A 24,388-nucleotide genomic window follows, 5' to 3' on the forward strand; every position below is an offset into this window, starting at 1 on the left:
GCACTAATTACGCTTTTGTTGCAGAAAGTGATTTTTTCGCGATAAGCCGGGGAATCCTACGCATTACAGGAGGGATTCGAAGGACCAACAGCAGCGTCCCTATAGAAGCATAGATAGCCCACTCCTTCAGGTCCGCCCGCACAATCCACAACATATGCAGTAACCCAAGGCCGAGAATCACATATACCAGGCGATGCAGCTTCTTCCAACGGACACCCAGCCGACGCTGACTGTAGCGATTGGACGTCACCGCCAATATCAGCAAGCACAAGAAACCCAGCGTCCCCACAATAATGTACGGCCTCTTGCGCAGCTCAACCCCCAACTGCGACCAATCCAACCCCAGGACAAACACGCAATACGCCGCCAGGTGCAGCACCACGTAAGCAAAACACCACAAACCCAACTGCCGACGTACAGCTATCCACCCTGCCCACCCGCTCAGCTTCTGCAACGGTGTCATCCCAAGGGTGACCAGCAACAGGATCAGGGTCCCCAATCCCAAACGGTCAACCAGCACCTTTCCGGGATCTGGCCCCAGGGCGGAGCTCCAGGCCTCGTACAACCAGTACAACGGCCAGACTACCGCCGCGATAAAGACGCTGGCACGCCAGATCGGATAGCGCATCAATAGTTCTTCCGTAAATCGAGGTCGGTATAAAGAGAGGCAACCTCGTCCGAGTAACCATTGAACATCTGCGTCTCGCGCACATTGGGGCTGAACAAACCACTCGGTAAACGGCGCTCGCGGGCCTGGGTCCAGCGCGGGTGATCAACCGTAGGGTTCACGTTCGCATAGAACCCATACTCATCCGCCGCGATACTCTGCCAGGTGGTTTTCGGCTGCTCACTCACCAGGCTGATCCGCACGATTGACTTCACGCTTTTGAAGCCATACTTCCACGGCACGACCAAACGCAGCGGCGCCCCATTCTGGTTCGGCAGCTCGCGCCCATACATACCCACGGCAAGGATCGCCAAAGGGTTCATCGCCTCATCCAGGCGCAGGCCTTCTACATAAGGCCAGTCGATCAAACCGAAGCTCGAGCGCTGCCCCGGCATGCTCTTGGGGTCCTGAAGGGTTTCAAAGCGGATGTACTTGGCCTTGGAGGTAGGTTCGACCTGTTTAAGCAAGGCTGCTATAGGGAAGCCTATCCAGGGAATGACCATCGACCACGCCTCGACACAGCGCAAACGGTAAATACGCTCTTCCAACTGATACGGCTTCATGAAGTCTTCCAGGGCGTAACGCCCAGGCTTGGCGACTTCACCATCAATCACCACGCTCCACGGCTCGGTCTTGAGCGAGCCCGCATTCACCGCTGGATCGCCCTTGCCGGTACCGAACTCATAGAAGTTGTTGTAGTGAGTAGCATCCTTGAAGGGGGTGATGGCTTCGTTTTTTACCGTCACCGCCTGCCATTGGGTGCCTGGCAGCTTTTCAGCAAACCATCCCAGGGCCTTACCTGGCTCGACGTCGGCATAACGCGCAGCATCATCCGCACTGGCCCAACGCGGCAGACTGCTGGCAGCCATACCGGCAAGCGCACCGCCGAGCAACGCACGGCGAGAAAAGTAGAGGGATTCAGGCGTGACATCCGATTCATTGCAATCGGACGCTTTGGGGAATTTGATTAACATGGCAACTCCGCAGCATTGGAGGACTGATGCACCAATAGACTGCGGAGTATGGGGGAAATTACATTAAGGCAATGTTTTGTCCCGGCGCATATGCAACAAGTACTGAACCGGCCCCGAAGCGGCGTAAACCAGGAAGGCCAGCAACAGAATGCGCGGCGGATCACTGAACACCACGGCGAACACCAGCACCACCGCCAGAATTGCCACGAAAGGCACGCGCCCCTTCAAGTCCAGCTCCTTGAAGCTGTTGTACTTGATGTTGCTGACCATCAGCATGCCGGCAGCAGCCACCATCAATGCCACCAGAAACGACATCTTGGAACCCTGGATGCCGTAGTCACTGAACGCCCAGACAATACCCGCCACCACCCCGGCAGCCGCAGGGCTGGCCAGACCAATGAAGTAGCGCTTGTCGGCAGTCCCCACCTGGGTATTGAAGCGCGCCAGACGCAATGCGGCGCCCGCCACATAGATGAAGGCAACCATCCAGCCGACCTTGCCCATATCACCCAGCGCCCAGGCAAACGCCAGCAACGCCGGCGCGACACCGAAGGCGACCATGTCGGACAGCGAGTCATACTCGGCACCGAAGGCGCTTTGGGTATTGGTCATGCGCGCCACCCGACCATCAAGGCCGTCGAGCACCATGGCCACGAAGATCGCAATCGCGGCAAAGCCGAAATACTTGCTGGCACTCGCCGCATCACCTGCCGCCAGCGCACTCTGGGCACTCATGGAGTTGATGATGGAATAGAACCCGGCGAACAGGTTCGCCGTAGTGAACAGATTGGGCAGCAGATAGATGCCACGATGCCGGACCTTGCGGCCTTCAGCGTCATGCCCTTCCTCGACATGTTCATCGATCGGTAGCAGGCTTTCGGCGTCAGAAGCCTGGCTTGGCTCTTCGGGACGTTCGCTCATGGACTTTACCTTGCAACGGTTTGAAAAAATTCGACAAATACGTGCGGCGAGTGTTCGCCCGCAAACGATGCAGCTTTATACCAGAACCGGCCCCCCAAACGAAAAAACGCGGCCTAAGCCGCGTTTTCTCTTGATGCGTGCGACTTAGTTCTTGGCTTTGTCGACGATCTTGTTGGCACCGATCCACGGCATCATGGAGCGCAGTTGCTCGCCGATGACTTCGATACCGTGAGCGGCGTTGTTACGACGCTTGGCGGTCATCGAAGGGTAGCCGGTAGCGCCTTCGCTGATGAACATTTTGGCGTATTCGCCGTCCTGAATACGTTTCAGGGCGTTGCGCATAGCCTGGCGGGATTCGGCGTTGATCACTTCCGGACCCGTCACATACTCGCCGTATTCAGCGTTGTTGGAGATCGAGTAGTTCATGTTGGCGATACCGCCTTCGTACATGAGGTCAACGATCAGTTTCAGTTCGTGCAGGCACTCGAAGTAGGCCATTTCCGGCGCGTAGCCAGCTTCAACCAGGGTTTCGAAACCGGCCTTGACCAGCTCGACAGTACCGCCGCACAGAACGGCTTGTTCACCGAACAGGTCGGTTTCAGTCTCGTCCTTGAAGGTGGTTTCGATGATGCCGGTACGACCGCCACCCACGCCAGCAGCGTAGGACAGCGCAACGTTCTTGGCGTTGCCCGAAGCGTCCTGGTAGATCGCGATCAGGTCAGGGATACCGCCGCCCTTGACGAACTCGGAACGCACGGTGTGGCCCGGAGCTTTCGGCGCGATCATGATCACGTCGAGGTCAGCGCGTGGCACCACTTGGTTGTAGTGGATCGCGAAGCCGTGGGAGAAGGCCAGGGTGGCGCCCTTCTTGATGTTCGGCTCGATTTCGTTCTTGTACAGCGCGGACTGGAACTCGTCCGGGGTCAGGATCATGACCAGGTCGGCAGCAGCAACGGCGGAAGCAACGTCAGTCACTTTCAGGCCATGGGCCTCAGCCTTGGCAACGGTGGCTGAGCCTTTACGCAGGCCAACAGTCACGTCAACGCCGGAGTCTTTCAGGTTGCAAGCTTGTGCGTGACCCTGGGAGCCGTAGCCGATGATGGCGACTTTCTTGCCCTGGATGATCGACAGGTCACAATCTTTATCGTAATAAACTTTCATGAGGTTCCTCTATATATCCAGGCCGTGAGGCCATTCACTAATTGGGTTAGATGCTGAGTACTTTGTCGCCACGGGCAATCCCGGTGACACCACTGCGTACAGTTTCCAGAATCGAGGCCGTCCCGATCGACTGGATGAAGCTGTCCAGTTTGTCGCTCGTACCGGTCAATTGAACGGTATAAACGCTGGCGCTCACATCGACGATCTGCCCGCGATAGATGTCGGTAGTGCGCTTGATCTCGGCACGTTGGGCGCCCGTGGCCTTGACCTTGACCAGCATCAGCTCGCGCTCGATGTGGGCACTTTCCGACAAGTCGACCAGCTTGACCACTTCGATCAGCTTGTTGAGGTTTTTGGTGATCTGCTCGATCACCTCATCGTGGCCAACAGTAGTCAACGTCAGGCGCGACAGGGTCGGGTCTTCGGTCGGGGCCACGGTCAGGCTTTCGATGTTGTAGTTGCGTTGCGAAAACAGGCCGACAACACGAGACAGAGCGCCGGGTTCGTTCTCCAGAAGCAGGGAGATAATGTGCCGCATGATTAAGTACGCTCCGTCTTGTTCAGCCACATGTCGCGCATAGAGCCGTCTTTGATCTGCATCGGGTAGACGTGCTCGCTGGTATCCACCTGAATATCGATGAACACCAGGCGATCCTTCATGGCGAACGCCTCTTCCATCTTCGGCTTCAGATCTTTCAGATCGGTGATGCGAATGCCGACGTGGCCATAGGCTTCAACCAATTTGACGAAATCCGGCAACGATTCCATGTAGGAATGGGAGTGACGGCTGTTGTAGCTCATGTCCTGCCACTGACGAACCATGCCCAGCACGCCGTTGTTCAGGCAGACGATCTTCACCGGAAGGCCGTATTGCAGGCACGTCGACAGCTCCTGGATGTTCATCTGGATACTGCCTTCACCGGTGACGCACGCAACGTCAGTGTCCGGGAAGCTCAGCTTCACACCCATCGCCGCAGGGAAACCAAAGCCCATCGTGCCCAGGCCACCGGAGTTGATCCAGCGGTTAGGCTTGTCGAACTTGTAGTACTGCGCCGCGAACATCTGGTGCTGGCCCACGTCGGAGGTCACAAAGGCGTCGCCCTTGGTCACTTCGCACAGGGTCTCGATCACGGTTTGTGGCTTGATGATGCTGCCGTCGCCCTTGTCATAAGGGAACAGGCCGCGATCACCGCGCCATTCGTCGATCTGCTTCCACCAACTGGCAACGGATTCCTTGTTCGGCGTCTCGCCGATGTCCTTGAGCGCAGCAACCATTTCGGTCAGCACGCTTTCAACAGGACCCACGATCGGCACGTCGGCCTTGATGGTCTTGGAGATGGACGCCGGGTCGATGTCGATATGGATGATCTTGGCATTCGGGCAGAATTTGCTCGCGCCGTTGATCACCCGATCATCGAACCGTGCGCCGACTGCCAGGATCACGTCGGCGTGGTGCATGGCCAGGTTGGCGGTGTAGCTGCCGTGCATGCCGAGCATGCCGACAAACTGACGGTCCGTGCCCGGAAACGCGCCGAGGCCCATCAAGGTGTTGGTCACCGGCAGGTTAAGCAGCTTGGCGAGCTCGGTCAGGGGTGCAGAACCACCGCCCAGAATCACGCCACCGCCCGAGTACAGCACCGGGCGCTTGGCCGCCAGGAGCATTTCTGCCGCCTTGCGGATTTGGCCCGAGTGCCCACGAACAGCCGGGCTGTAGGAGCGCAGCTTGGCTTTCTTCGGAAACACGTATTCGAATTTTTCCGCAGGGTTGGTCATGTCCTTCGGGATATCGACCACCACAGGACCCGGGCGACCGGACTGAGCGAGGTAGAAGGCCTTCTTCATGACTTCCGGGATTTCCGACGCATGCTTGATCATGAAGCTGTGTTTCACGATCGGCCGGGAAATACCGATCATGTCGGTTTCCTGGAATGCATCGGTACCCACCATGGTGCTGGCGACCTGGCCGGAAATGATCACCATCGGGATGGAGTCCATATAAGCAGTCGCAATGCCGGTAATGGCATTGGTCGCGCCTGGGCCGGACGTCACCAGTACCACACCGGCTTTACCGGTGGCACGGGCATAACCGTCAGCCATATGGGTAGCAGCTTGTTCGTGGCGAACCAGGATGTGGGTAACAGCCGGTTCCTTGAACAGTGCGTCGTAGACATGCAGCAGAGCACCACCTGGGTACCCGTAGATATAGTCGACGCCTTCGTCACGCAAAAAGCGGACGAGCATCTCACCGCCAGATAAAAGCTCCACGTTGTTCACCTCTAAAACGCCAGAATACCGTCCGTTGAAAACCGACGGGTCTTAATAGGTTTACTTCTCAACAGAGCATGAGCGACGGTGGTCGCCGACTACGTCAGCACTGACTGAGCAAGTATTGGGATCGTCCCAAGTGTTGCGGGCTTTTCCCACCCAGCGCGAGGTAACGCGTTGCGGGTGTAACAGGTCGGCGCGGATGTGCGCCTCATGATCTGCTGAGCGGGCCTGCTTCTGGCAGTCCCGATACAGCGGACTTTGGATTCTTCTGTTTCAGCCCCTTCAAGTCAAGCAATAATTGCGCTTTTTTCCAACTAAGCGCATGAGAACGTAGAAGAAAGGGCTTTGAGGAGGGATAAAACTCGCCTGAATGTCGTCAAGCGGTAGAAATGTGCGCAAGACTGCCGGAAAACCCGACAGTCAGGCAATTAACGAGCGTCGACGATCAATTGGTCGAACTTTTTCAGCGCATTGCGCAATCCGAGGCTCTGCAACGGACGGTCGGCATAGACCATCTCGGCCATCTCCAGGATCCCGGATGCGTTGGGCAGTGGCAGGTCCTGCTCGAGGATCTGCTTCATGCGCACGAGGAAGATCCACTGCAGCCACTGATGAAAGTCCAGGGTGTCCACCGAGAACGGCTCGACGCTGCTGAGCGCCTCGGGGCTGGGGGGCACTTCATCCCACCAGCCTTGCACGCGCAATTCGCGCTCGATCAGCAATAACTGTTCGGCAATCGCTGGAAAACGTGCATCCATCAGAGGCTGACCTTGGCTTTCTGACGTGCCTGGGCAGCACCGGCAGCATCGCCCTGTGCAGCCCGTGCATCGCCGATCAGGGCCCACAGGCTGGCTTGCAGGTCGGGACGCCCATTGGCCAGGGTCAGGCCACGACGGGCGAACTGTTCGGCTTGCGGTGCGTCGCCCTGGGCCATGCGTACCTGAGCCAGGCGATACAGCACTTGCGGCTCGCGCGGCGCCACACGCTGGGCGCGCTCCAGGCTCGATGATGCACCGTTCAAGTCGCCACCGGCCTGTTGTTGCTGGGCGGTGGTCAACAAGGCCAGTACCGGCCCATCCAGTTGCTCGTCAGCCGACAGGCCGCCAGCGCTGGACGATGACGGGATGCCGCTGGGTGTCGACGGCATATTGTAGGTGCCCTGATTGATCGGCGCCGCCTGGACTGGCGCGGTGTCGATCGGGTCCGAAGTGCTCGGCCCCGGGGTCCACGGCTCGGCGCTGATCGGCGCGGAGGTAGCCGCCCCGGCGCCCGGCACCATCACCACCACGCCCGAATCCTGCGGCACAGCCTGGGTGGCGGCCTGGGCAGGACGCGTGGTCACGGTCTGGCGGAACCCGCCGTTGGCCGAGATCCGGTCGTTATTGGAGACAGCGGTGCTCGAGTCCACCACGGGAATGGAGCCGCGCTGCACGCTGGCGCAACCATTGAGCAAAGCCAGAGCTGTAATAGCTGGAATCCACCACTTGTTCACTTGAAACCCTCTTTGCTTAATTCATCCAGCCCTTGACCCAATCCATCACCGATTCCGCGTCAGCAGGGGCACTGCCACCGCATGCGGCGCCGGGTGGTGGTTCGCTGCCGCGAATATACGGCATCTGCACCGCGCCCGGACAGTTGGCGTCAGAGCCCTGGCCGGTGTGCGGATCAATCCAGGCCTGCACGATATTGTCCGGCTGCGGCATGTTCAGCGGCAGCGGGTCGGCCTTGCGCATGAAACTGGTCCAGACCTGCAGCGCACCGGTCGCACCGGTAAACGGCGTCTTGCCATTGTCGTCGCGCCCCAACCAAACCACTGCCAGCACGTCCTGGCCGAAGCCTGCGAACCAACTGTCGCGCGAGTCGTTACTGGTACCCGTCTTGCCCGCCAACGTCAGGTTGGACGGCAGCACCTTATAGACCGAACTGCCGGTACCTTCGCGCATGACGCGCTGCATGGCGTTCTGGATCAGGTAGATGGAGCCTGCGTCGAACCGCTGCTGGATCTGGAAGGGATAGCGCTTGAGCGGCTCGCCCTCGGCGGTCAGCACACTGCGGATCCCGCGCATCGGCGTATTGAAGCCACCGTTGGCGAGGGTCTGGTACATGGTCGCCACTTCCATCGGCGTCATTGCGCCAGCGCCCAGCAGGATCGACGGGAAAGCCGGGAACTCGCGGGTTATGCCCAGGCGCGCCAGCGTCTTGAGGACGTTCGGCACACCCACTTCCAGGCCGAGCCGGGAGGTGGAGATGTTGTAGGAATGCGCCAGCCCCTGGTACAGGAACACCGTACCGTGGGAGCGACGGTCGAAGTTCTGCGGCGTCCACACCTGGCCATCGGCCCCTTTGACCGACAGCGGATCATCCGACAGCCAACTGGTCAGCGAGTATTTGCTCGGTTTTTCCAGCGCGGTCAGGTAGACGGCCGGCTTGACCAGCGAGCCGATCGGCCGTACCGCATCCAGTGCACGGTTGAAACCGGCAAAACTGGCCTGGCGGCTGCCGATCATGGCCTGGACTTCACCGGTTTCCGGGTTGGTCACGACCATGGCGGCCTCGACTTCGTCGGAGCCTTTGCGGCCGGTCAGGCGCTTGAAGGTGTCGTTGACCGAGGCTTCGGCCTTCATCTGCAGGATCGGGTCGAAACTGGTGAAGATCCGCAGGCCTTCTTCGGTCAAGTCTTCGTCACGGTAGTCTTCACGCAACTGGCGCTTGACCAGGTCGATAAAGCCCGGGAAGGAGCTGTCGGCCAGTTTGCCGCGGGTGGTCACACCCAGTGGCATTTTCTTAGCTGCAGCGACTTGTTCCGCAGTGGCCACGCCCTGCTGCTCAAGCACATCGAGCACCAGGTTACGGCGCTCCAGCGCACGCTCAGGATTGCGACGCGGGTTGTAGTAGGAAGGCCCCTTGACCATGCCCACCAACAACGCGACCTGATGCAGCTTCAGCTCGGACAGCGGCTGACCAAAGAAGAACTGGCTGGCCAGACCGAAACCGTGCACTGCGCGCTGGCCGTCCTGGCCGACGAAGACCTCATTGAGGTAAGCCTCGAGGATTTCCTGCTTGCTGTAATGCAATTCAAGCAGCATCGCCATCATGGCTTCCGTGAGCTTACGGGTCAGGCTGCGCTCGTTGGTGAGATAGAAGTTCTTCACCAACTGCTGGGTGAGCGTACTGCCGCCCTGAGTCATCTTGCCGCCAGACGTGTTGACCCAGATGGCGCGGGCAATCGACTTCGGCGACACGCCCCAGTGGCTGTAGAAATCGCGGTCCTCGACAGCAACCAGGGTTTCGAGCAGATACGGCGGCACCTGATCCAGCTTGATCAGGATGCGATCTTCAAGATTCTTCGGGTAAATCCCGCCGATCATCAGCGGTTCGAGACGCACCACCGGCAGCTTCGAGCCATTGAGCGATGACAGCTCGGCTACATAGTCACCGGAAAAACGCACGCGCACCGGCTGGGCTTTTTCCAGGCCTTCATAGAACTGGAAGCCACGGGTATTGAGGTCGACGGTATTGCCGCTGACAGCCGCAGCGCCCGGACCGTTGCTCACGGGTTCGCGGCGGTAGCCCAGGGCATCGAGTTCGGTGAGGAAGTCATCCTTGCTCAGCTTCTGGCCGGTGAATAATTCCAGCGGGCGTGCGTACACCTTGGCCGGAATGGTCCAGCGCTTGCCGGAGAACTTCTCCTGGACCACGGCGTCGAGGTAAACGGCGAAGCCGGCAAGCACCACAAGGCCCACCAGGCCGAGCTTGAGCGCCCAGCCCAGCCATGGGCGCAGGCCACGCGAAGGAGGTTTTTTACGGGAACGGGGAGATCGGGTTCGAGTCATGGCGGCGGATTATACGCACTTTATTGCTGATCAACATGAGCCGGACAGCGGTTTGCACGACCGGCCGCAGCAGCCATAATGCCCGCCATGTTTTTCTCCAGACTCTGAAGGATCGCCCGTGAGCCAGTCCCTGATCGCCGCCCTGCAAAACCCGGCTTTATACCCCCATCCGGTAGAAGCGTTCCACGTCATCGAGACCCATATTTCATGGGTCATCCTGACCGGTCCTTATGCGTATAAATTGAAGAAGCCGATGAACTTCGGCTTCCTGGACTTCACCCAGCTGGACGACCGGGGTCACTTCTGCAAGGAAGAACTGCGCCTCAACCAGCGCCTGACCGAAGATTTGTATCTTGAAGTATTGCCAATCACCGGCACGGCCGAAGCCCCGCAATTGGGCGGCGACGGCCCGGTCATCGAATACGCATTGAAAATGCGTCAGTTCCCGCAAAGCCAACTGCTCAGTACCCTGCAGGCCAATGGCGAACTGACCAGCGCACACATCGATGAAATGGCCAAACAGATCGCGCACTTCCACCTTACCGCGCCGAAAGTCCCGCAGGATCACCCAGCCGGCACGCCGGACGAAGTGATGGCACCGGTCCGACAGAACTTCGATCAGATCCGTCCGTTCCTCAGCGACAAGGCCGACCTGGACCAACTCGAAGCACTGCAAGCCTGGGCTGAAAGCAGCTTCGAGCGCCTCAAGCCATTGCTGGCACAGCGCAAGCTGGAAGGCTTCACCCGCGAGTGTCACGGCGATATCCACCTGGGCAACGCCACCTTGATCGATGGCCACGTGGTTATCTTCGACTGCATCGAGTTCAACGAACCGTTCCGCTTCACCGACGTGTACGCCGACACCGGTTTCCTGGCGATGGACCTGGAAGACCGTGGCCTCAAGTCGCTGTCGCGGCGCTTTATCAGCCAGTACCTGGAACTGACCGGCGACTATCAGGGCCTCGAAGTCCTGAACTTCTACAAAGCCTACCGTGCGCTCGTTCGCGCCAAGATCTCGCTGTTCAGCATGCCGAGCGAGGCAAGCCCGGTGCAGCGCGCCACTACCCTGCGCCAGTACCGTAACTACGCCAACCTGGCCGAAAGCTACAGCACCATTCCATCGCGTTTCCTGGCGATCACCCACGGTGTTTCGGCGGTCGGCAAAAGCCACGTCGCCATGCGCCTGGTCGAAGCACTGGGGGCGGTGCGCCTGCGTTCGGATGTGGAGCGCAAGCGCCTGTTCGGCGAGCAACACGTGGAAAACACGCCACAGGCCGGCATTTACGCCGCGGATGCCAGCGCCGCCACCTACGCACGCCTGAATGAAATCGCCGACATCGTATTGCGTGCTGGCTACCCGGTAGTGCTGGATGCGACCTTCCTCAAACGCGAACAGCGCGACGCAGCGGCCAAGGTTGCCGAGGCCACTGGCGCGCCTTTCCTGATCCTGGATTGCAACGCACCTCAAGCCGTTATCAGCGCCTGGCTGGCACAACGTCAGGCAGACAAGAACGATCCGTCTGACGCAACGCTGGCGGTAATCGAAGAACAGCAGGCCAATCGTGACCCACTGACGGCCGAAGAACTGCTGCTGAGCAAACGCGTCGAGACCAATGAAAGCGGGACACTGGATGCCTTGGTCGCGCATATTCGTCAGCGCTTGCCGGGCCTGTAAGAAAAATTTCTTGGTCGTGTCGTCTACTTGGGCGCACGACCAAGCAATAGTGGCACTATAATGGCGTCATAAATCCAACAGGAGTCGCCGTCATGAGTCAGCCCAAGCTTCTCGATACACCGCTCTACTCGCTCCTGCATAAAGACGATATCCGCGGCTTCAATCAGGAACGCCCAAAAGAAGGGGCGATCGACATGCGTGGCGGCGACTTCCGCGGCTTGGACCTGCGCGAGCTGAATGCCGTCGGCGTGGATTTCACCGACGCGTACTTCCGCTCCGCCGACCTGCGCGGCCTGGATTTGCGTGACTGCTCACTGGAAGGCGCCAGCCTGGCGCATGCGCAAATCTCGGGCACCTACTTCCCACCTGAACTGACCGCCGACGAGATCCTCATGTCGGTCAATTTCGGCACTCGCCTGCGTTACCGCACCAAGTAGACATTGTCCTCCCGGGCCTTGGTACGCACCCACGTACCAAGGACCTTGCACCTGCCCGCCGTCAAAATCCCCGCGTCATTCTTATAAGCTTTTAGGCCGTTCCTGACCAAAGAACTACGCTTTTCCTACTGAGCGCTACACTCCTTTTCAGGCTTGCCTGGTCACGATACCCACCGCACCATTCGGCCGTCGCAAGGAGGCTTGATGAATGATGAGCTGCAACACCTGAAAAACCTCGGCAAGACGTCTGCACAGTGGCTGCATGCGGTGGGCATCCACAGTGCGTCCGACTTGCGCCGCCTGGGGGCTGTGGATGCCTATCGAGCAGTGAGAACGCGCGGGTTCCGGGCTTCGAAAGTGCTGCTGTATGCAATCGAAGGGGCCTTGATGGATGTGCACTGGAACGACATTCCGGCCGAGCGCAAGGAGGCGTTGAACCGCCAGCTGGACGCCCTCTCGGCACGGCAGAGAAATTAGATCAGTCAGCAAGCCCAGCGATTACAGGCATTTCGAACGATTGTTTGAGGAAAAATTCGAAGCGACCAAAAACAAGCATTGACTCTCAAATGAGAATCGTTATGATTATCACAACTGGTCGCGAGATCAGCCGATAACTGAAAGACCATTGGTTCGGACTCTCAGATTATCTCCTCATCAGGCTAATCACGGTTATTTGACCCGGCTCTTGCCGGGTCTTTTTTTGCCTGCAGAAAGCTGTCCGCCATACCGTTCAGCGGGCGATGATCAGGGGATGCCCCCGCTCAGGATGGGGCTGCACCAACACATCCAGGCCGAACACGGCTTTCAGCGGCTCCGGACGCATCACCTGTTCCGGCGTGTCCAGCGCATGCGGTCGGCCCTGCTCCAGCAGCAAAATCCGGTCGCAATAACGTGCCGCCAGATTCAGATCATGCAGAATCACCAGCACCGCCGCGCCACGATCAGCAAAGGTGCGAATCGCCTGCAACGTGGTGTGTTGATGTAACGGGTCCAGCATTGAAGTGGGCTCATCGAGCAGCAACGTCTGCCCCGTCTCGCCTGGCCATAGCTGCGCCAGCACCCGCGCCAGGTGGACGCGCTGACGCTCGCCACCGGACAACGCCAGGTAACTGCGACCGCTCAAGTGGCCGACATCCGCAGCCTGTAGCGCCGCGTCGATAATCTCGTCATCGCGCGTGCGGCCGGTCTGATGCGGCAAACGCCCCATGCCGACGACTTCCTCCACGCGAAAAGCAAAGTCCAGGGTCGAGCTTTGCGGCAATACCGCCAAGCGCTGCGCGCGCTGTGCGCCGGTCCAGTCTTTGAGTGCTTGCTGGTCCAGCCACACCTTGCCCTGGTCGGGATGCAGCTCACCGCACAACGCGCCGAGCAACGTACTCTTGCCCGCACCGTTGGGGCCGAGTACGCCGAGCACCTGGCCCGGCAAGAGATCGAGGGTGATATCCGCCAACACCGTCTTGCTGCCGCGACGGATATGCAGGTCTTCGACACGCAGCATCAGGCACGCCCCCGCAACAACAGGTACAGAAAAAACGGCGCACCGATAAATGCAGTGACAATACCGATCGGCAATTCAGCCGGCGCCAAGGCAAGGCGCGCGACCAGGTCGGCAAACAGCAGCAGGCTGGCGCCCGCCAACACCGAAGCCGGCAACAGCACGCGATGATCCGGCCCCGCCAACAGGCGCACCAGGTGCGGCACCACCAACCCCACGAAGCCGATCATGCCCGCCGCGGCCACCGCTGCGCCTACTCCTAACGCGGTGCAGAACACCAACTCGCGCTTGAGCCGCTCGACATCGATCCCGAGGTGGCTCGCTTCCGACTCGCCCAGCAGCAAGGCATTCAGCGCCTTCGCGCGGCGCGGCAACCACAATGCTACGCCGGCGCTCACCAGCAACAGAGGCCACAGCCGCGAATAACTGGCGCCATTGAGGCTGCCCAGGTTCCAGAATGTGAGGGTACGCAGGGTCGCGTCGTCGGCCAGGTAAGTGAACAAGCCGACCACCGAGGTCGCGAGGGCCGTCAGCGCGATGCCGGCGAGCAGCATCGTGGCGACATTGGTCTGGCCGTTACGCCGACCCAGTCGATAGACCAGCGCGGTCACCCCCAGGCCACCGAGGAATGCACACAACGACAACAGGTAAGGCCCGAAGGCATCCGGCAAGCCGCCGAAAAACGCCCCCCCGACAATCGCCACTGCTGCGCCCAGCGCCGCACCACTGGAAACCCCTACCAATCCCGGATCCGCCAGCGGGTTGCGAAACAGCCCCTGCATGGCCACGCCCGACAATGCCAATACACCGCCGACAGCCAGCCCCAGCAAGGTTCGCGGCAGACGAATCTGCCCCAGGATCAGCTCAGCCTGCTCCAACCCTTGCGCCTGGATCGGCACCCCGATCAGTCGCAGCGCCGCCTTCAGCGTATCCAGCAAGGGCAGGCTCACAGGCCCCAGCGCCAGAGATAGCCAAGTCGCCAGGACGCACAGTATCGTCAGCCCGATAAATAATGTTCGCGGTTTAACCAGAGTGGTCATGGGGCGGCTTTAGCCTGGGCGGGATAGAACCCGGCGGACAGCTCTACCAGGCTTTGCGGCAGACGCGGCCCCAGGCCGCCGACCAGCAAGGTCGGGTCCAGCTCAAACACTCGCCCATTCTTGGCCGCCGGCGTCGAGGCAAGGATCGGATTCTCCTTGAACAACGCCGCGCGTGCCGCGTCGCCGGTCAGGGCACGATCAGCGAACACCAACACATCAGGGCTCAACCCCGCCAGCGACTCCAGCGAAAACGGCTTGTAACCATTATGAGTCGCCAGGTTGTGCCCGCCCGCCTGCTGCAACACCCAGTCGGCGGCAGTGTCCCTACCCGCGATCAGCGATTTACCGCCGGCGTGGCCAATCAATACCAACACACCCGGCGCCTTTTGCGTGGCCTGGGCCTTGGCAACCCAGCGTTTCTGTTGATCGAGGGCTTGTTCATATCCAGTAAACAATTCATCGGCCTTGGCCGGGTTGCCCAGCAACTTGCCCAGGTGCTGGAGATTGCCTTTGAGGGCCGGGAGGTCCGGTTCCGCCGAGAACATCTCCACCTGCACGCCCGCGCTGCGGATTTGCGCCAGCACCGGCGGCGGCCCCATTTCGTCGGTCCCTACCAGCACCTGGGGACGCAGGCTGAGAATGCCTTCAGCCGACAACTGGCGCTGATAGCCAATGCTCGGCAACGCCTTGAGCGTTTCCGGATGCTGGCTGGTGGTGTCCACCCCCACCAGCTTCGACTCACCGCCCAGGGCCGTCACCCACTCCGACAGCGCCCCACCGGCACTCACCCAGCGTTGAGGCAGTTCAGAGGCTTGCGCCCCGTGGTTGACCAGCAGTCCGACAACAAGCGCAATAGCGCTGGCACTCAGGCGCATAACAGGGTTTCCTTCCAAGGGCAGGGCCTTTCGAGCACTCAGTGATGTGACAGGTAACCCCTGCCGAACATCGAACCAAGCACCCAGTCAGCTGACGGGCGAAGCCGGCATTTGATAATTGTTTGCATTTGCACGTCAAGGCACTTAAGGATTGAAATGAAGTTTCTCTGCCCCTCCGACGCCCTCGCCCCCAACTCCAGCCTGGGGTTTGATCTGGACGGCTGCAAGCTGCTGGCAGTGCGCCGCGACGGCGTTGCCTACTTCTATATCAACCGCTGCCCCCATCGCGGAATTCCGCTGGAATGGCAGCCCGACCGCTTCCTCGACACCAGTGCCAGCCTGATCCAGTGCGCGACCCACGGTGCGCTGTTCCTGATCGAAAGCGGCGAGTGCATCGCCGGACCCTGCGCAGGTGCAAGCCTCACTGCCCTGCCCGGCCGCGAAGACGAACAGGGGCTGTGGGTGCAACTCTAGTCGAGCAGCACCTCCAGTCGACGGTCAACGAAGATTTCCTCAGGCGTAACCTTCACGCCATACGCCAGCACCTCGACGCCCGCCGCCTTTGCCTCACGCAAGGCCGCGGCATAGGCGGCGTCGATCTCCACCGCCGGGCGCACCGCGTCAATGCCGGAGAGGTTGACGCAATACAGCTGCACCGCGCGCACGCCGTCACGCGCCAGGTGCGCCAATTCGCGCAAATGCTTGGCGCCGCGCTGGGTGACTGCATCGGGGAAGGCGGCAATGGGAGTGTCATCGAAACCCAGGGTCACGCTCTTGACCTCGACATAGGCCGCTCCATCCGGGTAATCCAGGCGAAAGTCGATGCGGCTTTTCTCCTGGCCGTAAGGCACTTCGCGCTTCAATGCAGTAAAGCCATTGAGCTCGACAATCACCCCGGCCAGCAACGCCTCTTCGACCAGTTGATTGGCGCGCGCGGTGTTGACACAGGCCAGGCGGCCCTGTGGCGTTTCGGCGATTTCCCAGGTGCCCGGCAATTTGCGCTTGGGGTCATTGGAACGGCTGAACCAGACCTGCCCGCCCTCGACCATGCAATTGAGCATCGAGCCGGTGTTGGGGCAGTGAATGGTCAGCAATTCGCCGGTAACGGTCTCGATATCGGTGAGAAAACGCTTGTATCGGCGAATCAGGCGCGCTTCTTCGAGGGGAGGATAAAAACGCATCAGCCTTGCCAGCTCCGCAGGCCACGGGCGATCCGCTCCACCGCTTCTTGTAGCCGATCAAGGTTTTGCGTGTAGGCAAAGCGCACATGGTGACCGGCTTGATAACGGCCGAAGTCCAGCCCGGGCGTAAACGCGACATGCTCGGTTTCGAGGAAGTGTCGGCAGAACGCGAAGGCATCACCGCCGAAGGCGCTGATGTCGGCGTACAGGTAGAACGCCCCTTCCGGCTCGACGGCGATGCCGAAACCCAGTTCGCGCAACGCTGGCAGCAGGAAGTCACGGCGACGGCCGAATTCGGCGCGGCGCTCTTCCAGAATGCTCAGGGTTTGCGGGGTAAAGCAGGCCAGTGCCGCATGCTGGGCCATGCTGGGCGCGCTGATGTACAGGTTCTGCGCCAACTTCTCCAACTCACCGACGGCTGCCGGTGGTGCCACCAGCCACCCCAGGCGCCAGCCGGTCATGCCGAAATACTTCGAAAAACTATTCAGGACAAATGCTTCATCGTCGACCTCCAGCACGCTGGCGGCGTCGGTGCCGTAGGTGAGGCCGTGATAAATCTCGTCCACGACCAAATGGCCGTTACGGGCCTTGATGGCACTGGACAGCCCCGCCAATTCATCCCGCGTGAGGATCGTGCCGGTGGGGTTGGCCGGCGAGGCCACCAGAGCCCCCACACTGTCCTGGTCCCAATGCCTGGCAACCAGGTCGGCGGTCAGTTGATAACGGACATCGGGGCCCACCGGCACCAACTGCGCCGCCCCTTCCACCAGTCGCAGGAAGTGCCGGTTGCACGGGTAACCCGGGTCAGCCAGCAGCCAGTGTTTGCCGGGGTCCACCAACAGGCTGCTGGCCAGCAGCAAGGCGCCGGAACCGCCCGGGGTAATCAAGATGCGCTCGGGATCGATGTCCAGGCGGTAGCGCTGCTGGTAGAAGCCACTGATGGCCTCGCGCAGCTCCGGCAGGCCACGGGCCGCCGTATAGCGGGTTTTGCCGTTGGCCAATGCTGCCTGGCCGGCCTGGATGATCGGATCGGCGGTGGTGAAATCCGGTTCGCCGATTTCCAGGTGGATCACATCATGGCCGGCCGCCTGCAGCTCATTGGCTCGCGCCAGCAACGCCATGACATGAAAAGGTTCGATGGCGCGACTGCGCGCACTGTAGGGCTGAGCCATTAGCCTTCCTTAACGGTGAGGACAAAATAAGGATTCTACCGAACCCCTGGCCTAAAACATGTTCTATTGCCTGCTCGGCCGCTCAAGATGGGCCAGCAAGCGCTTGTAAAACGACTAAAATCAACACGCAGGGCGATCCATATCCAGCCATAGCGGGCTGCTGCTGTCAGCAACCCTGGCGTGATGGCCCTCGACAACCGGGAGTGGCGCACCCTGAATCTATCTGGTAAGTTCGCCCGCTTGCAGCCGCAGGGCCGGCAGGTGTCGGTGACGTTGCAATCCTGCGCAATGGATTAGAAGAGTGAGAGGCGGTCTATTCATGTCCACCCAAGCAAAGCAACAACAATCCTCAGGCCTCAGCGGCTTCACACCCTATGTTGAGGCGAAGGGTGAGGAGTACATGAGCGAGCCCATGCGCAAGCACTTCTCCAATATCCTGAAGAAGTGGAAGCAGGACTTGATGCAGGAAGTCGACCGCACGGTTGACCATATGAAGGACGAAGCCGCCAACTTCCCGGACCCGGCCGACCGTGCCAGCCAGGAAGAGGAGTTCGCCCTCGAACTGCGCGCCCGTGATCGCGAGCGCAAGCTGATCAAGAAAATCGACAAGACGTTGCAACTGATCGAAGACGAAGAATACGGCTGGTGCGAATCCTGCGGCGTCGAGATCGGTATTCGTCGCCTGGAAGCCCGCCCTACCGCGGACCTCTGCGTAGACTGCAAGACCTTGGCTGAAATCAAGGAAAAACAGGTCGGCAAGTAATCCCGCCGAGCTGAAAGAAATGGGGCGTGCGAACGCCCCATTTTTGTTTCTGGAATTTACTGCTTTTCCAGTAGTATCCGGCCCATGACAGCCTCTACTTATATCGGGCGTTTCGCCCCCACGCCCAGCGGCCATTTGCACTTCGGCTCGCTGGTCGCCGCCCTCGCCTCCTACCTCGACGCCCGCGCCAACCACGGCCGCTGGCTGATGCGCATGGAAGACCTCGACCCGCCACGTGAAGAGCCCGGCGCCCAAACGGCGATCCTGCACGCTCTGGAAAGCTACGGCTTTGAGTGGGACGGTGAATTGGTCCGACAAAGCGAGCGGCATGATGCCTACGCCAAAGTGCTGAACGATATGTTCAACCACGGCCTGGCCTACGCGTGCACCTGCTCGCGCAAACAGCTGGAGGGCTACAACGGGATTTATCCGGGGCTGTGCCGCAATGCCGGGCACGACCAGCAAAATGCCGCCATTCGCCTGCGCGTTCCTGAGCTGGAATACCACTTTACTGACCGCGTTCAGGGTGAATTCCGACAGCACTTGGGCCGCGATGTAGGCGATTTCATCATCCGCCGCCGTGACGGCCTGTACGCCTATCAATTGGCCGTGGTCCTCGACGATGCCTGGCAAGGGGTGACCGACATCGTGCGCGGCGCCGACCTGCTCGACTCCACACCGCGCCAGTTGTATCTGCAGGAACTGCTGGGCCTGCGCCAACCGCGCTATCTCCACGTACCGTTAATCGTCCAGCCGGACGGTAACAAATTGGGCAAATCCTATCGCTCCCCGCCGTTGACACCTGACCAGGCCACGCCTTTGCTATTGAGAGCCCTGCGCGCGCTCGGCCAGCAACCCGGCAGCGAGTTGCTCCACGCCAGCCCACGGGAGCTGCTGGATTGGGGCATTGCGCAGTGGGATGCCAGCCGCATCCCGCGCACACTCACGTTGGCCGAAGCGCAATTGAGCTGAAGGCGCTTGCAGCTTGCCCACCATCCGTTACCATCGCCGCAGTTTTTCAATCAGAGGCCAACATGTACATCTATCGATTGGTCCTGCTGCTGGTCGTCGGGATCTACCTGTTTTCCCCCGCCATCATGGATTGGTGGATCGACGCCACGGGCGCCTGGTACCGCCCATATCTGCTGTGGCTGATCCTGATCGTCGTGACCTTTATCCTGCAGAGCCAAAAAGATGCCGATGAGCTTTAGCCTCACCCAGATGCTGCTGATCAGCGCCGCCTACCTGGCGGCGCTGTTCGGGGTCGCCTGGATCAGTGAGCGCGGAATGATTCCGCGGGCGATCATTCGCCATCCGCTGACCTACACCTTGTCCCTGGGCGTCTACGCCAGCGCCTGGGCGTTCTATGGCACGGTGGGTCTGGCCTATCAATATGGCTACGGCTTTCTGTCCAGCTACCTGGGCGTGTCCGGCGCATTTTTGCTCGCACCGGTGCTGCTCTACCCGATCCTGAAGATCACCCGCACCTACCAACTGTCGTCTTTGGCCGACCTGTTCGCCTTCCGTTTTCGCAGCACCTGGGCCGGCGCGCTGACCACCGTTTTCATGCTGATCGGCGTACTGCCCTTGCTGGCCCTGCAGATTCAAGCGGTGGCCGACTCCATCAGCATCCTCACCCGCGAGCCCGTGCAGCACCGCGTCGCCCTGGCCTTCTGCGCGCTGATCACGCTGTTCACGATTTTCTTCGGCTCACGCCATATCGCCACCCGCGAGAAGCATGAAGGCCTGGTGTTCGCGATTGCGTTCGAGTCGGTGATCAAGCTGATCGCCATCGGCGGTGTCGGCCTTTATGCGCTCTACGGTGTGTTCGATGGCCCGCAACAGCTGGAACTGTGGCTGCTGCAAAACCAGACGGCCCTCGCCGCCCTGCACACGCCGCTGCAGGAAGGTCCCTGGCGCACGCTGCTGCTGGTGTTCTTCGCCTCGGCCATCGTGATGCCGCACATGTATCACATGACTTTCACCGAGAACCTCAACCCGCGCTCGCTGGTCAGCGCCAGTTGGGGCTTGCCGCTGTTCCTGCTGCTGATGAGCCTGGCGGTGCCGCTGATCCTGTGGGCCGGCCTCAAACTCGGGGCAACGACCAATCCGGAATACTTCACCCTCGGCATCGGCATCGCCGCCAACAGCCCGGCCCTGGCGCTGCTGGCCTACGTCGGCGGCTTGTCGGCAGCCAGCGGGCTGATCATTGTCACCACGCTGGCGCTGTCGGGCATGGCGCTCAATCACCTGGTGCTGCCGCTGTACCAGCCACCGGCCGAAGGCAATATCTACCGCTGGCTGAAGTGGACGCGCCGCGCGCTGATCGTCGCCATCATCATGGCCGGCTACGGGTTCTACCTGTTGCTCGGCGCCGGACAAGACCTCGCCAACCTGGGCATCGTCGCGTTTGTCGCGACCTTGCAGTTCCTGCCGGGAGTGCTGTCGGTGCTGTACTGGCCGACGGCCAATCGACGAGGCTTCATCGCCGGGCTGCTGGCCGGGATCCTGGTGTGGCTCGTGACCATGCTGCTGCCGCTGGTCGGCAATCTGCAGGGCTTCTACATCCCGCTGCTGAACATGATCTACGTGCTGGACGACACCAGCTGGCACATGGCGGCGATTGCCTCGCTGGCGGCCAACGTGCTGATGTTCACCCTGATTTCGCTGTTCACCAACGCCAGCCCCGAAGAAACCAGCGCCGCCGAAGCCTGCGCAGTAGACAACGTGCGCCGCCCGCAGCGCCGCGAACTGCACGCCGCCTCGCCACAGGAGTTCGCCACGCAACTGGCCAAGCCGCTGGGCGCCAAGGCCGCGCAAAAGGAGGTCGAGCAGGCACTGCGCGACCTCTACCTGCCGTTTGACGAGCGCCGCCCGTATGCCCTGCGCCGCCTGCGTGACCGTATCGAAGCCAACCTGTCGGGCCTGATGGGCCCCAGTGTGTCCCAGGACATCGTCGAAACCTTTTTGCCCTACAAGGCCGGCGGCGAAAACTACGTCACCGAAGACATCCATTTCATCGAGAGCCGGCTGGAGGATTACCACTCACGCCTCACAGGACTGGCTGCCGAACTCGATGCCCTGCGTCGCTACCACCGCCAGACCCTGCAGGAACTGCCGATGGGCGTGTGCTCGCTGGCCAAGGATCAAGAGATCCTGATGTGGAACAAGGCCATGGAAGAACTCACCGGCATCGCCGCACAACGGGTGGTCGGCTCGCGCCTGAACACCTTGGGCGACCCGTGGAAAGAACTCCTGCAAGGCTTTATCAACCTGCCCGACGAGCATTTGCACAAGCAGCACCTGGCCCTTGACGGCCAGACCCGCTGGCTCAACCTGCACAAAGCCGCCATCGACGAGCCGCTGGCCCCCGGCAACAGCGGCCTGGTGCTGCTGGTCGAAGACCTGACCGACACGCAGATGCTCGAAGACAAACTGGTGCACTCCGAGCGCCTGGCCAGCATCGGTCGCCTGGCCGCAGGCGTGGCCCATGAAATCGGCAATCCGATCACCGGTATCGCTTGCCTGGCGCAGAACCTGCGCGAAGAACGCGAGGAAGACGGCGAAATCACCGAGATCAGCGGGCAAATCCTCGAACAGACCAAGCGGGTCTCGCGCATCGTGCAGTCGCTGATGAGCTTTGCCCATGCCGGCGCCCATCAGAATCAGGACGAGGCCGTGTGCCTGGCCGAGGTGGCGCAGGATGCCATTGGGCTGCTGGCCTTGAACCGGCGTAATTTCGAAGTACAGTTCTTCAACTTGTGCGACCCCGACCACTGGGTCGACGGCGACTCACAACGCCTGGCCCAAGTGCTGATCAACCTGCTGTCCAACGCCCGTGACGCGTCGCCGCCGCACAGCGCGGTACGCGTCAAGAGCGAGGCTTTCGAGCACACGGTCGACCTGATCGTGGAGGATGAAGGCAGCGGCATTCCACAGAACATCATGGACCGATTGTTCGAACCCTTCTTCACCACCAAGGATCCGGGTGAAGGTACCGGTCTGGGCCTTGCACTGGTCTATTCCATCGTTGAAGAGCATTATGGACAAATCACCATCGACAGCCCGGCTGACACCGAAAGCCAACGCGGCACCCGTATTCGGGTGACCTTGCCGCGTCATGTCGAAGCGACGTCCGCTGTGAACTGAGACCGTCGAGAGAATTGAATCAATGCCGCACATTTTGATCGTCGAAGACGAAACCATTATCCGCTCTGCCTTGCGTCGCCTGCTTGAACGTAATCAGTACCAGGTCAGCGAAGCCGGCTCGGTGCAGGAAGCCCAGGAGCGGTTCAGCATTCCCACGTTCGACCTGATTGTCAGTGACCTGCGCCTGCCGGGCGCTCCTGGCACCGAGTTGATCAAGCTTGGCCAGGGCACCCCGGTGCTGATCATGACCAGCTACGCCAGCCTGCGCTCGGCGGTGGACTCCATGAAGATGGGCGCGGTGGACTACATCGCCAAGCCTTTCGACCACGATGAAATGCTCCAGGCGGTGGCCCGCATCCTGCGTGACCGCCAATCGGCCAGCAGTGCACCTGCCGAACAGCGCCCCGCCGGTAAAGCGGCCAACGGCGCCGACAAGCCGGGGGTCGACAACAGTAACGGCGAGATCGGCATCATCGGCTCCTGCCCACCGATGCAGGACCTGTACAGCAAGATCCGCAAGGTCGCGCCGACTGATTCCAATGTACTGATCCAGGGCGAGTCGGGTACCGGTAAAGAACTGGTAGCCCGCGCCCTGCACAACCTGTCCAAGCGCGCCAAGGCACCGATGATCTCGGTGAACTGCGCGGCGATCCCCGAATCGCTGATCGAGTCCGAGCTGTTCGGGCACGAGAAAGGCGCGTTCACCGGCGCCAGCGCCGGCCGTGCAGGTTTGGTCGAAGCCGCGGACGGCGGCACATTGTTCCTCGATGAAATCGGTGAACTGCCCCTGGAAGCCCAGGCGCGTTTGCTGCGCGTGCTGCAGGAAGGCGAGATTCGCCGCGTCGGTTCGGTGCAATCGCAAAAGGTGGATGTGCGCCTGATCGCAGCCACGCACCGTGACCTGAAGAGCCTGGCCAAGATCGGCCAGTTCCGTGAAGACTTGTATTACCGCTTGCACGTGATCGCCCTCAAGCTGCCGGCCCTGCGCGAGCGTGGCGCCGACGTCAACGAGATCGCCAACGCGTTCCTGCTGCGCCAGAGCGCCCGCATCAACCGTACAGACCTCAAGTTCGCCGCGGATGCCGAACAGGCCATTCGGCATTACTCGTGGCCGGGTAACGTGCGTGAACTGGAGAATGCGGTCGAACGTGCGGTGATTCTGTCGGAGAGCCCGGAGATTTCCGCCGAGCTGCTGGGCATCGATATCGAGCTCAGTGACCTTGAGGATGACGACTTCATCGGCCTGGCCCCACAACAGGGCGGCGGTAGCAATACCAGCCACGAGCCGACGGAGGATTTGTCACTGGAAGACTACTTCCAGCATTTCGTCCTTGAGCACCAGGACCACATGACCGAAACCGAACTGGCACGCAAGCTGGGCGTGAGCCGCAAGTGCCTGTGGGAACGGCGCCAGCGCCTGGGCATCCCACGGCGCAAGACCGGGGTGGCCAGCGAGAGTTGAGGGTGCGCCCCCACAGGTAACACCCTCAGATGTGAAAAAACTGTTACCGCTGATTTTTCACGTAACAAAAGCCGGGGCTTACGGTAACGAAGCCCCGGCTTTTTTTCGTCCGTCGAAAACCCAAAACCGCCTCAAACCCCTGATTTTGCTGGGCGACACAAAAGTTGGCACGCACCCTGCTATATGCTTAGTACAAAAACAATAACAAGCTTTGTACAAGACAATAAAAATAAGACGAATCGACTCACGCACAATAAAAACAACACGGCGGAGGCGCAGCTAACTGATTCTTTTGGAGAGGCGTTGCATTTGGGG

23 protein-coding genes are annotated in these 24,388 nt (G+C 60.5%); 9 read left to right on the forward strand and 14 right to left on the reverse strand.

From position 1 onward, the window contains the following. Positions 1-7: 7 nt before the first annotated feature. The 9 genes from msrQ to mrcB all read right to left on the reverse strand — a co-directional run bounded on the left by msrQ (position 8) and on the right by mrcB (position 9,824). Entirely contained in the window at positions 8-628 is a 621-nt protein-coding gene (msrQ, locus tag NTD80_RS24280; protein WP_262135292.1) for a protein-methionine-sulfoxide reductase heme-binding subunit MsrQ, read from the reverse strand. Beyond that, positions 628-1,641 (reverse strand): protein-methionine-sulfoxide reductase catalytic subunit MsrP, encoded by a 1,014-nt coding sequence (msrP, locus tag NTD80_RS24285; protein ID WP_262135293.1) that lies wholly within the window; start codon positions 1,639-1,641, stop codon positions 628-630. Before msrP ends, msrQ begins: the two co-directional genes overlap by 1 nt. A 63-nt stretch (positions 1,642-1,704) precedes the next feature. Beyond that, positions 1,705-2,562 (reverse strand): CDP-diacylglycerol--serine O-phosphatidyltransferase, encoded by an 858-nt coding sequence (gene pssA, locus NTD80_RS24290; protein WP_065910324.1) that lies wholly within the window; start codon positions 2,560-2,562, stop codon positions 1,705-1,707. 144 nt (positions 2,563-2,706) lie between these two features. Then, positions 2,707-3,723, reverse strand: coding sequence for a ketol-acid reductoisomerase (gene ilvC, locus NTD80_RS24295; protein ID WP_003176099.1), 1,017 nt, complete (start codon positions 3,721-3,723; stop codon positions 2,707-2,709). A gap of 46 nt (positions 3,724-3,769) precedes the next feature. Continuing rightward, positions 3,770-4,261, reverse strand: coding sequence for an acetolactate synthase small subunit (gene ilvN, locus NTD80_RS24300; RefSeq protein ID WP_003176102.1), 492 nt, complete (start codon positions 4,259-4,261; stop codon positions 3,770-3,772). 2 nt (positions 4,262-4,263) lie between these two features. Beyond that, the gene (locus NTD80_RS24305) at positions 4,264-5,988 is read right to left on the reverse strand and encodes an acetolactate synthase 3 large subunit (RefSeq protein WP_065910352.1); all 1,725 of its coding nucleotides are present in this window, start codon (positions 5,986-5,988) and stop codon (positions 4,264-4,266) included. A 431-nt stretch (positions 5,989-6,419) separates the two neighbouring features. Then, positions 6,420-6,749, reverse strand: coding sequence for a YqcC family protein (locus tag NTD80_RS24310; protein WP_065910322.1), 330 nt, complete (start codon positions 6,747-6,749; stop codon positions 6,420-6,422). Next, entirely contained in the window at positions 6,749-7,483 is a 735-nt protein-coding gene (locus NTD80_RS24315; protein WP_262135294.1) for a tetratricopeptide repeat protein, read from the reverse strand. The genes NTD80_RS24310 and NTD80_RS24315 overlap by 1 nt, the downstream gene beginning before the upstream one ends. Positions 7,484-7,499: 16 nt before the next feature. Further along, on the reverse strand, positions 7,500-9,824 hold the full coding sequence (gene mrcB, locus NTD80_RS24320) for a penicillin-binding protein 1B (protein ID WP_065910318.1): 2,325 nt from the start codon (positions 9,822-9,824) through the stop codon (positions 7,500-7,502). Between the two features lie 118 nt (positions 9,825-9,942). On the opposite strand from mrcB, the gene NTD80_RS24325 reads away from it, so the two are divergent. The 3 genes from NTD80_RS24325 (at position 9,943) to NTD80_RS24335 (ending at position 12,413) form a co-directional block, all read left to right on the forward strand. Then, positions 9,943-11,499: an AAA family ATPase gene (locus NTD80_RS24325; RefSeq protein ID WP_106802619.1), complete on the forward strand. Its 1,557-nt coding sequence runs from the start codon at positions 9,943-9,945 to the stop codon at positions 11,497-11,499. Between the two features lie 92 nt (positions 11,500-11,591). Next, complete coding sequence (locus tag NTD80_RS24330) at positions 11,592-11,936, forward strand: pentapeptide repeat-containing protein (protein WP_065910314.1); 345 nt, start codon at positions 11,592-11,594, stop codon at positions 11,934-11,936. Positions 11,937-12,140: 204 nt separating this feature from the next. Further along, positions 12,141-12,413, forward strand: a complete 273-nt coding sequence (locus NTD80_RS24335) for a TfoX/Sxy family protein (protein ID WP_120449919.1) — start codon at positions 12,141-12,143, stop codon at positions 12,411-12,413. Between the two features lie 253 nt (positions 12,414-12,666). On the opposite strand, the gene NTD80_RS24340 is transcribed toward NTD80_RS24335, so the two are convergent. From NTD80_RS24340 to NTD80_RS24350, 3 genes are read right to left on the reverse strand one after another with little or no spacing between them, the layout of a single operon-like run. Further along, positions 12,667-13,434, reverse strand: a complete 768-nt coding sequence (locus tag NTD80_RS24340) for a heme ABC transporter ATP-binding protein (protein ID WP_065910310.1) — start codon at positions 13,432-13,434, stop codon at positions 12,667-12,669. Continuing rightward, entirely contained in the window at positions 13,434-14,471 is a 1,038-nt protein-coding gene (locus tag NTD80_RS24345) for a FecCD family ABC transporter permease (protein WP_262135296.1), read from the reverse strand. The genes NTD80_RS24340 and NTD80_RS24345 overlap by 1 nt, the downstream gene beginning before the upstream one ends. Next, entirely contained in the window at positions 14,468-15,346 is an 879-nt protein-coding gene (locus NTD80_RS24350) for a hemin ABC transporter substrate-binding protein (protein ID WP_262135297.1), read from the reverse strand. The genes NTD80_RS24345 and NTD80_RS24350 overlap by 4 nt, the downstream gene beginning before the upstream one ends. Before the next feature lie 156 nt (positions 15,347-15,502). Between NTD80_RS24350 and NTD80_RS24355 the strand changes: the two genes are divergently transcribed. After that, complete coding sequence (locus NTD80_RS24355; RefSeq protein WP_262135298.1) at positions 15,503-15,820, forward strand: Rieske (2Fe-2S) protein; 318 nt, start codon at positions 15,503-15,505, stop codon at positions 15,818-15,820. Here the strand turns inward: NTD80_RS24355 and sfsA are convergent. Continuing rightward, positions 15,817-16,527: a DNA/RNA nuclease SfsA gene (gene sfsA, locus NTD80_RS24360; protein WP_262135299.1), complete on the reverse strand. Its 711-nt coding sequence runs from the start codon at positions 16,525-16,527 to the stop codon at positions 15,817-15,819. The two genes, NTD80_RS24355 and sfsA, sit on opposite strands and share 4 nt — an antisense overlap. Beyond that, a complete protein-coding gene (locus NTD80_RS24365) occupies positions 16,527-17,699 on the reverse strand; it encodes a pyridoxal phosphate-dependent aminotransferase (protein WP_065910300.1) in 1,173 nt (390 codons plus the stop codon). The genes sfsA and NTD80_RS24365 overlap by 1 nt, the downstream gene beginning before the upstream one ends. 319 nt (positions 17,700-18,018) lie before the next feature. Between NTD80_RS24365 and dksA the strand changes: the two genes are divergently transcribed. The 5 genes from dksA (at position 18,019) to NTD80_RS24390 (ending at position 24,073) form a co-directional block, all read left to right on the forward strand. Continuing rightward, on the forward strand, positions 18,019-18,462 hold the full coding sequence (gene dksA, locus NTD80_RS24370; RefSeq protein WP_065910298.1) for an RNA polymerase-binding protein DksA: 444 nt from the start codon (positions 18,019-18,021) through the stop codon (positions 18,460-18,462). An 84-nt stretch (positions 18,463-18,546) separates the two neighbouring features. After that, a complete protein-coding gene (gene gluQRS / locus NTD80_RS24375) occupies positions 18,547-19,434 on the forward strand; it encodes a tRNA glutamyl-Q(34) synthetase GluQRS (RefSeq protein ID WP_262135300.1) in 888 nt (295 codons plus the stop codon). A gap of 62 nt (positions 19,435-19,496) precedes the next feature. Next, a complete protein-coding gene (locus NTD80_RS24380) occupies positions 19,497-19,673 on the forward strand; it encodes a hypothetical protein (protein ID WP_003176118.1) in 177 nt (58 codons plus the stop codon). Further along, positions 19,657-22,611 carry a sensor histidine kinase gene (locus NTD80_RS24385; RefSeq protein ID WP_168167075.1) on the forward strand — a complete coding sequence of 985 codons (2,955 nt, stop codon included), beginning with the start codon at positions 19,657-19,659 and terminating at the stop codon, positions 22,609-22,611. Before NTD80_RS24380 ends, NTD80_RS24385 begins: the two co-directional genes overlap by 17 nt. Before the next feature lie 22 nt (positions 22,612-22,633). Then, a complete protein-coding gene (locus tag NTD80_RS24390; RefSeq protein WP_262135301.1) occupies positions 22,634-24,073 on the forward strand; it encodes a sigma-54-dependent transcriptional regulator in 1,440 nt (479 codons plus the stop codon). The last annotated feature ends 315 nt before the right edge of the window (positions 24,074-24,388 follow it).

Origin of the sequence: Pseudomonas sp. 13B_2.1_Bac1, assembly GCF_025466155.1 — a bacterium.
GTDB classification, from domain to species: domain Bacteria; phylum Pseudomonadota; class Gammaproteobacteria; order Pseudomonadales; family Pseudomonadaceae; genus Aquipseudomonas; species Aquipseudomonas aylmerensis.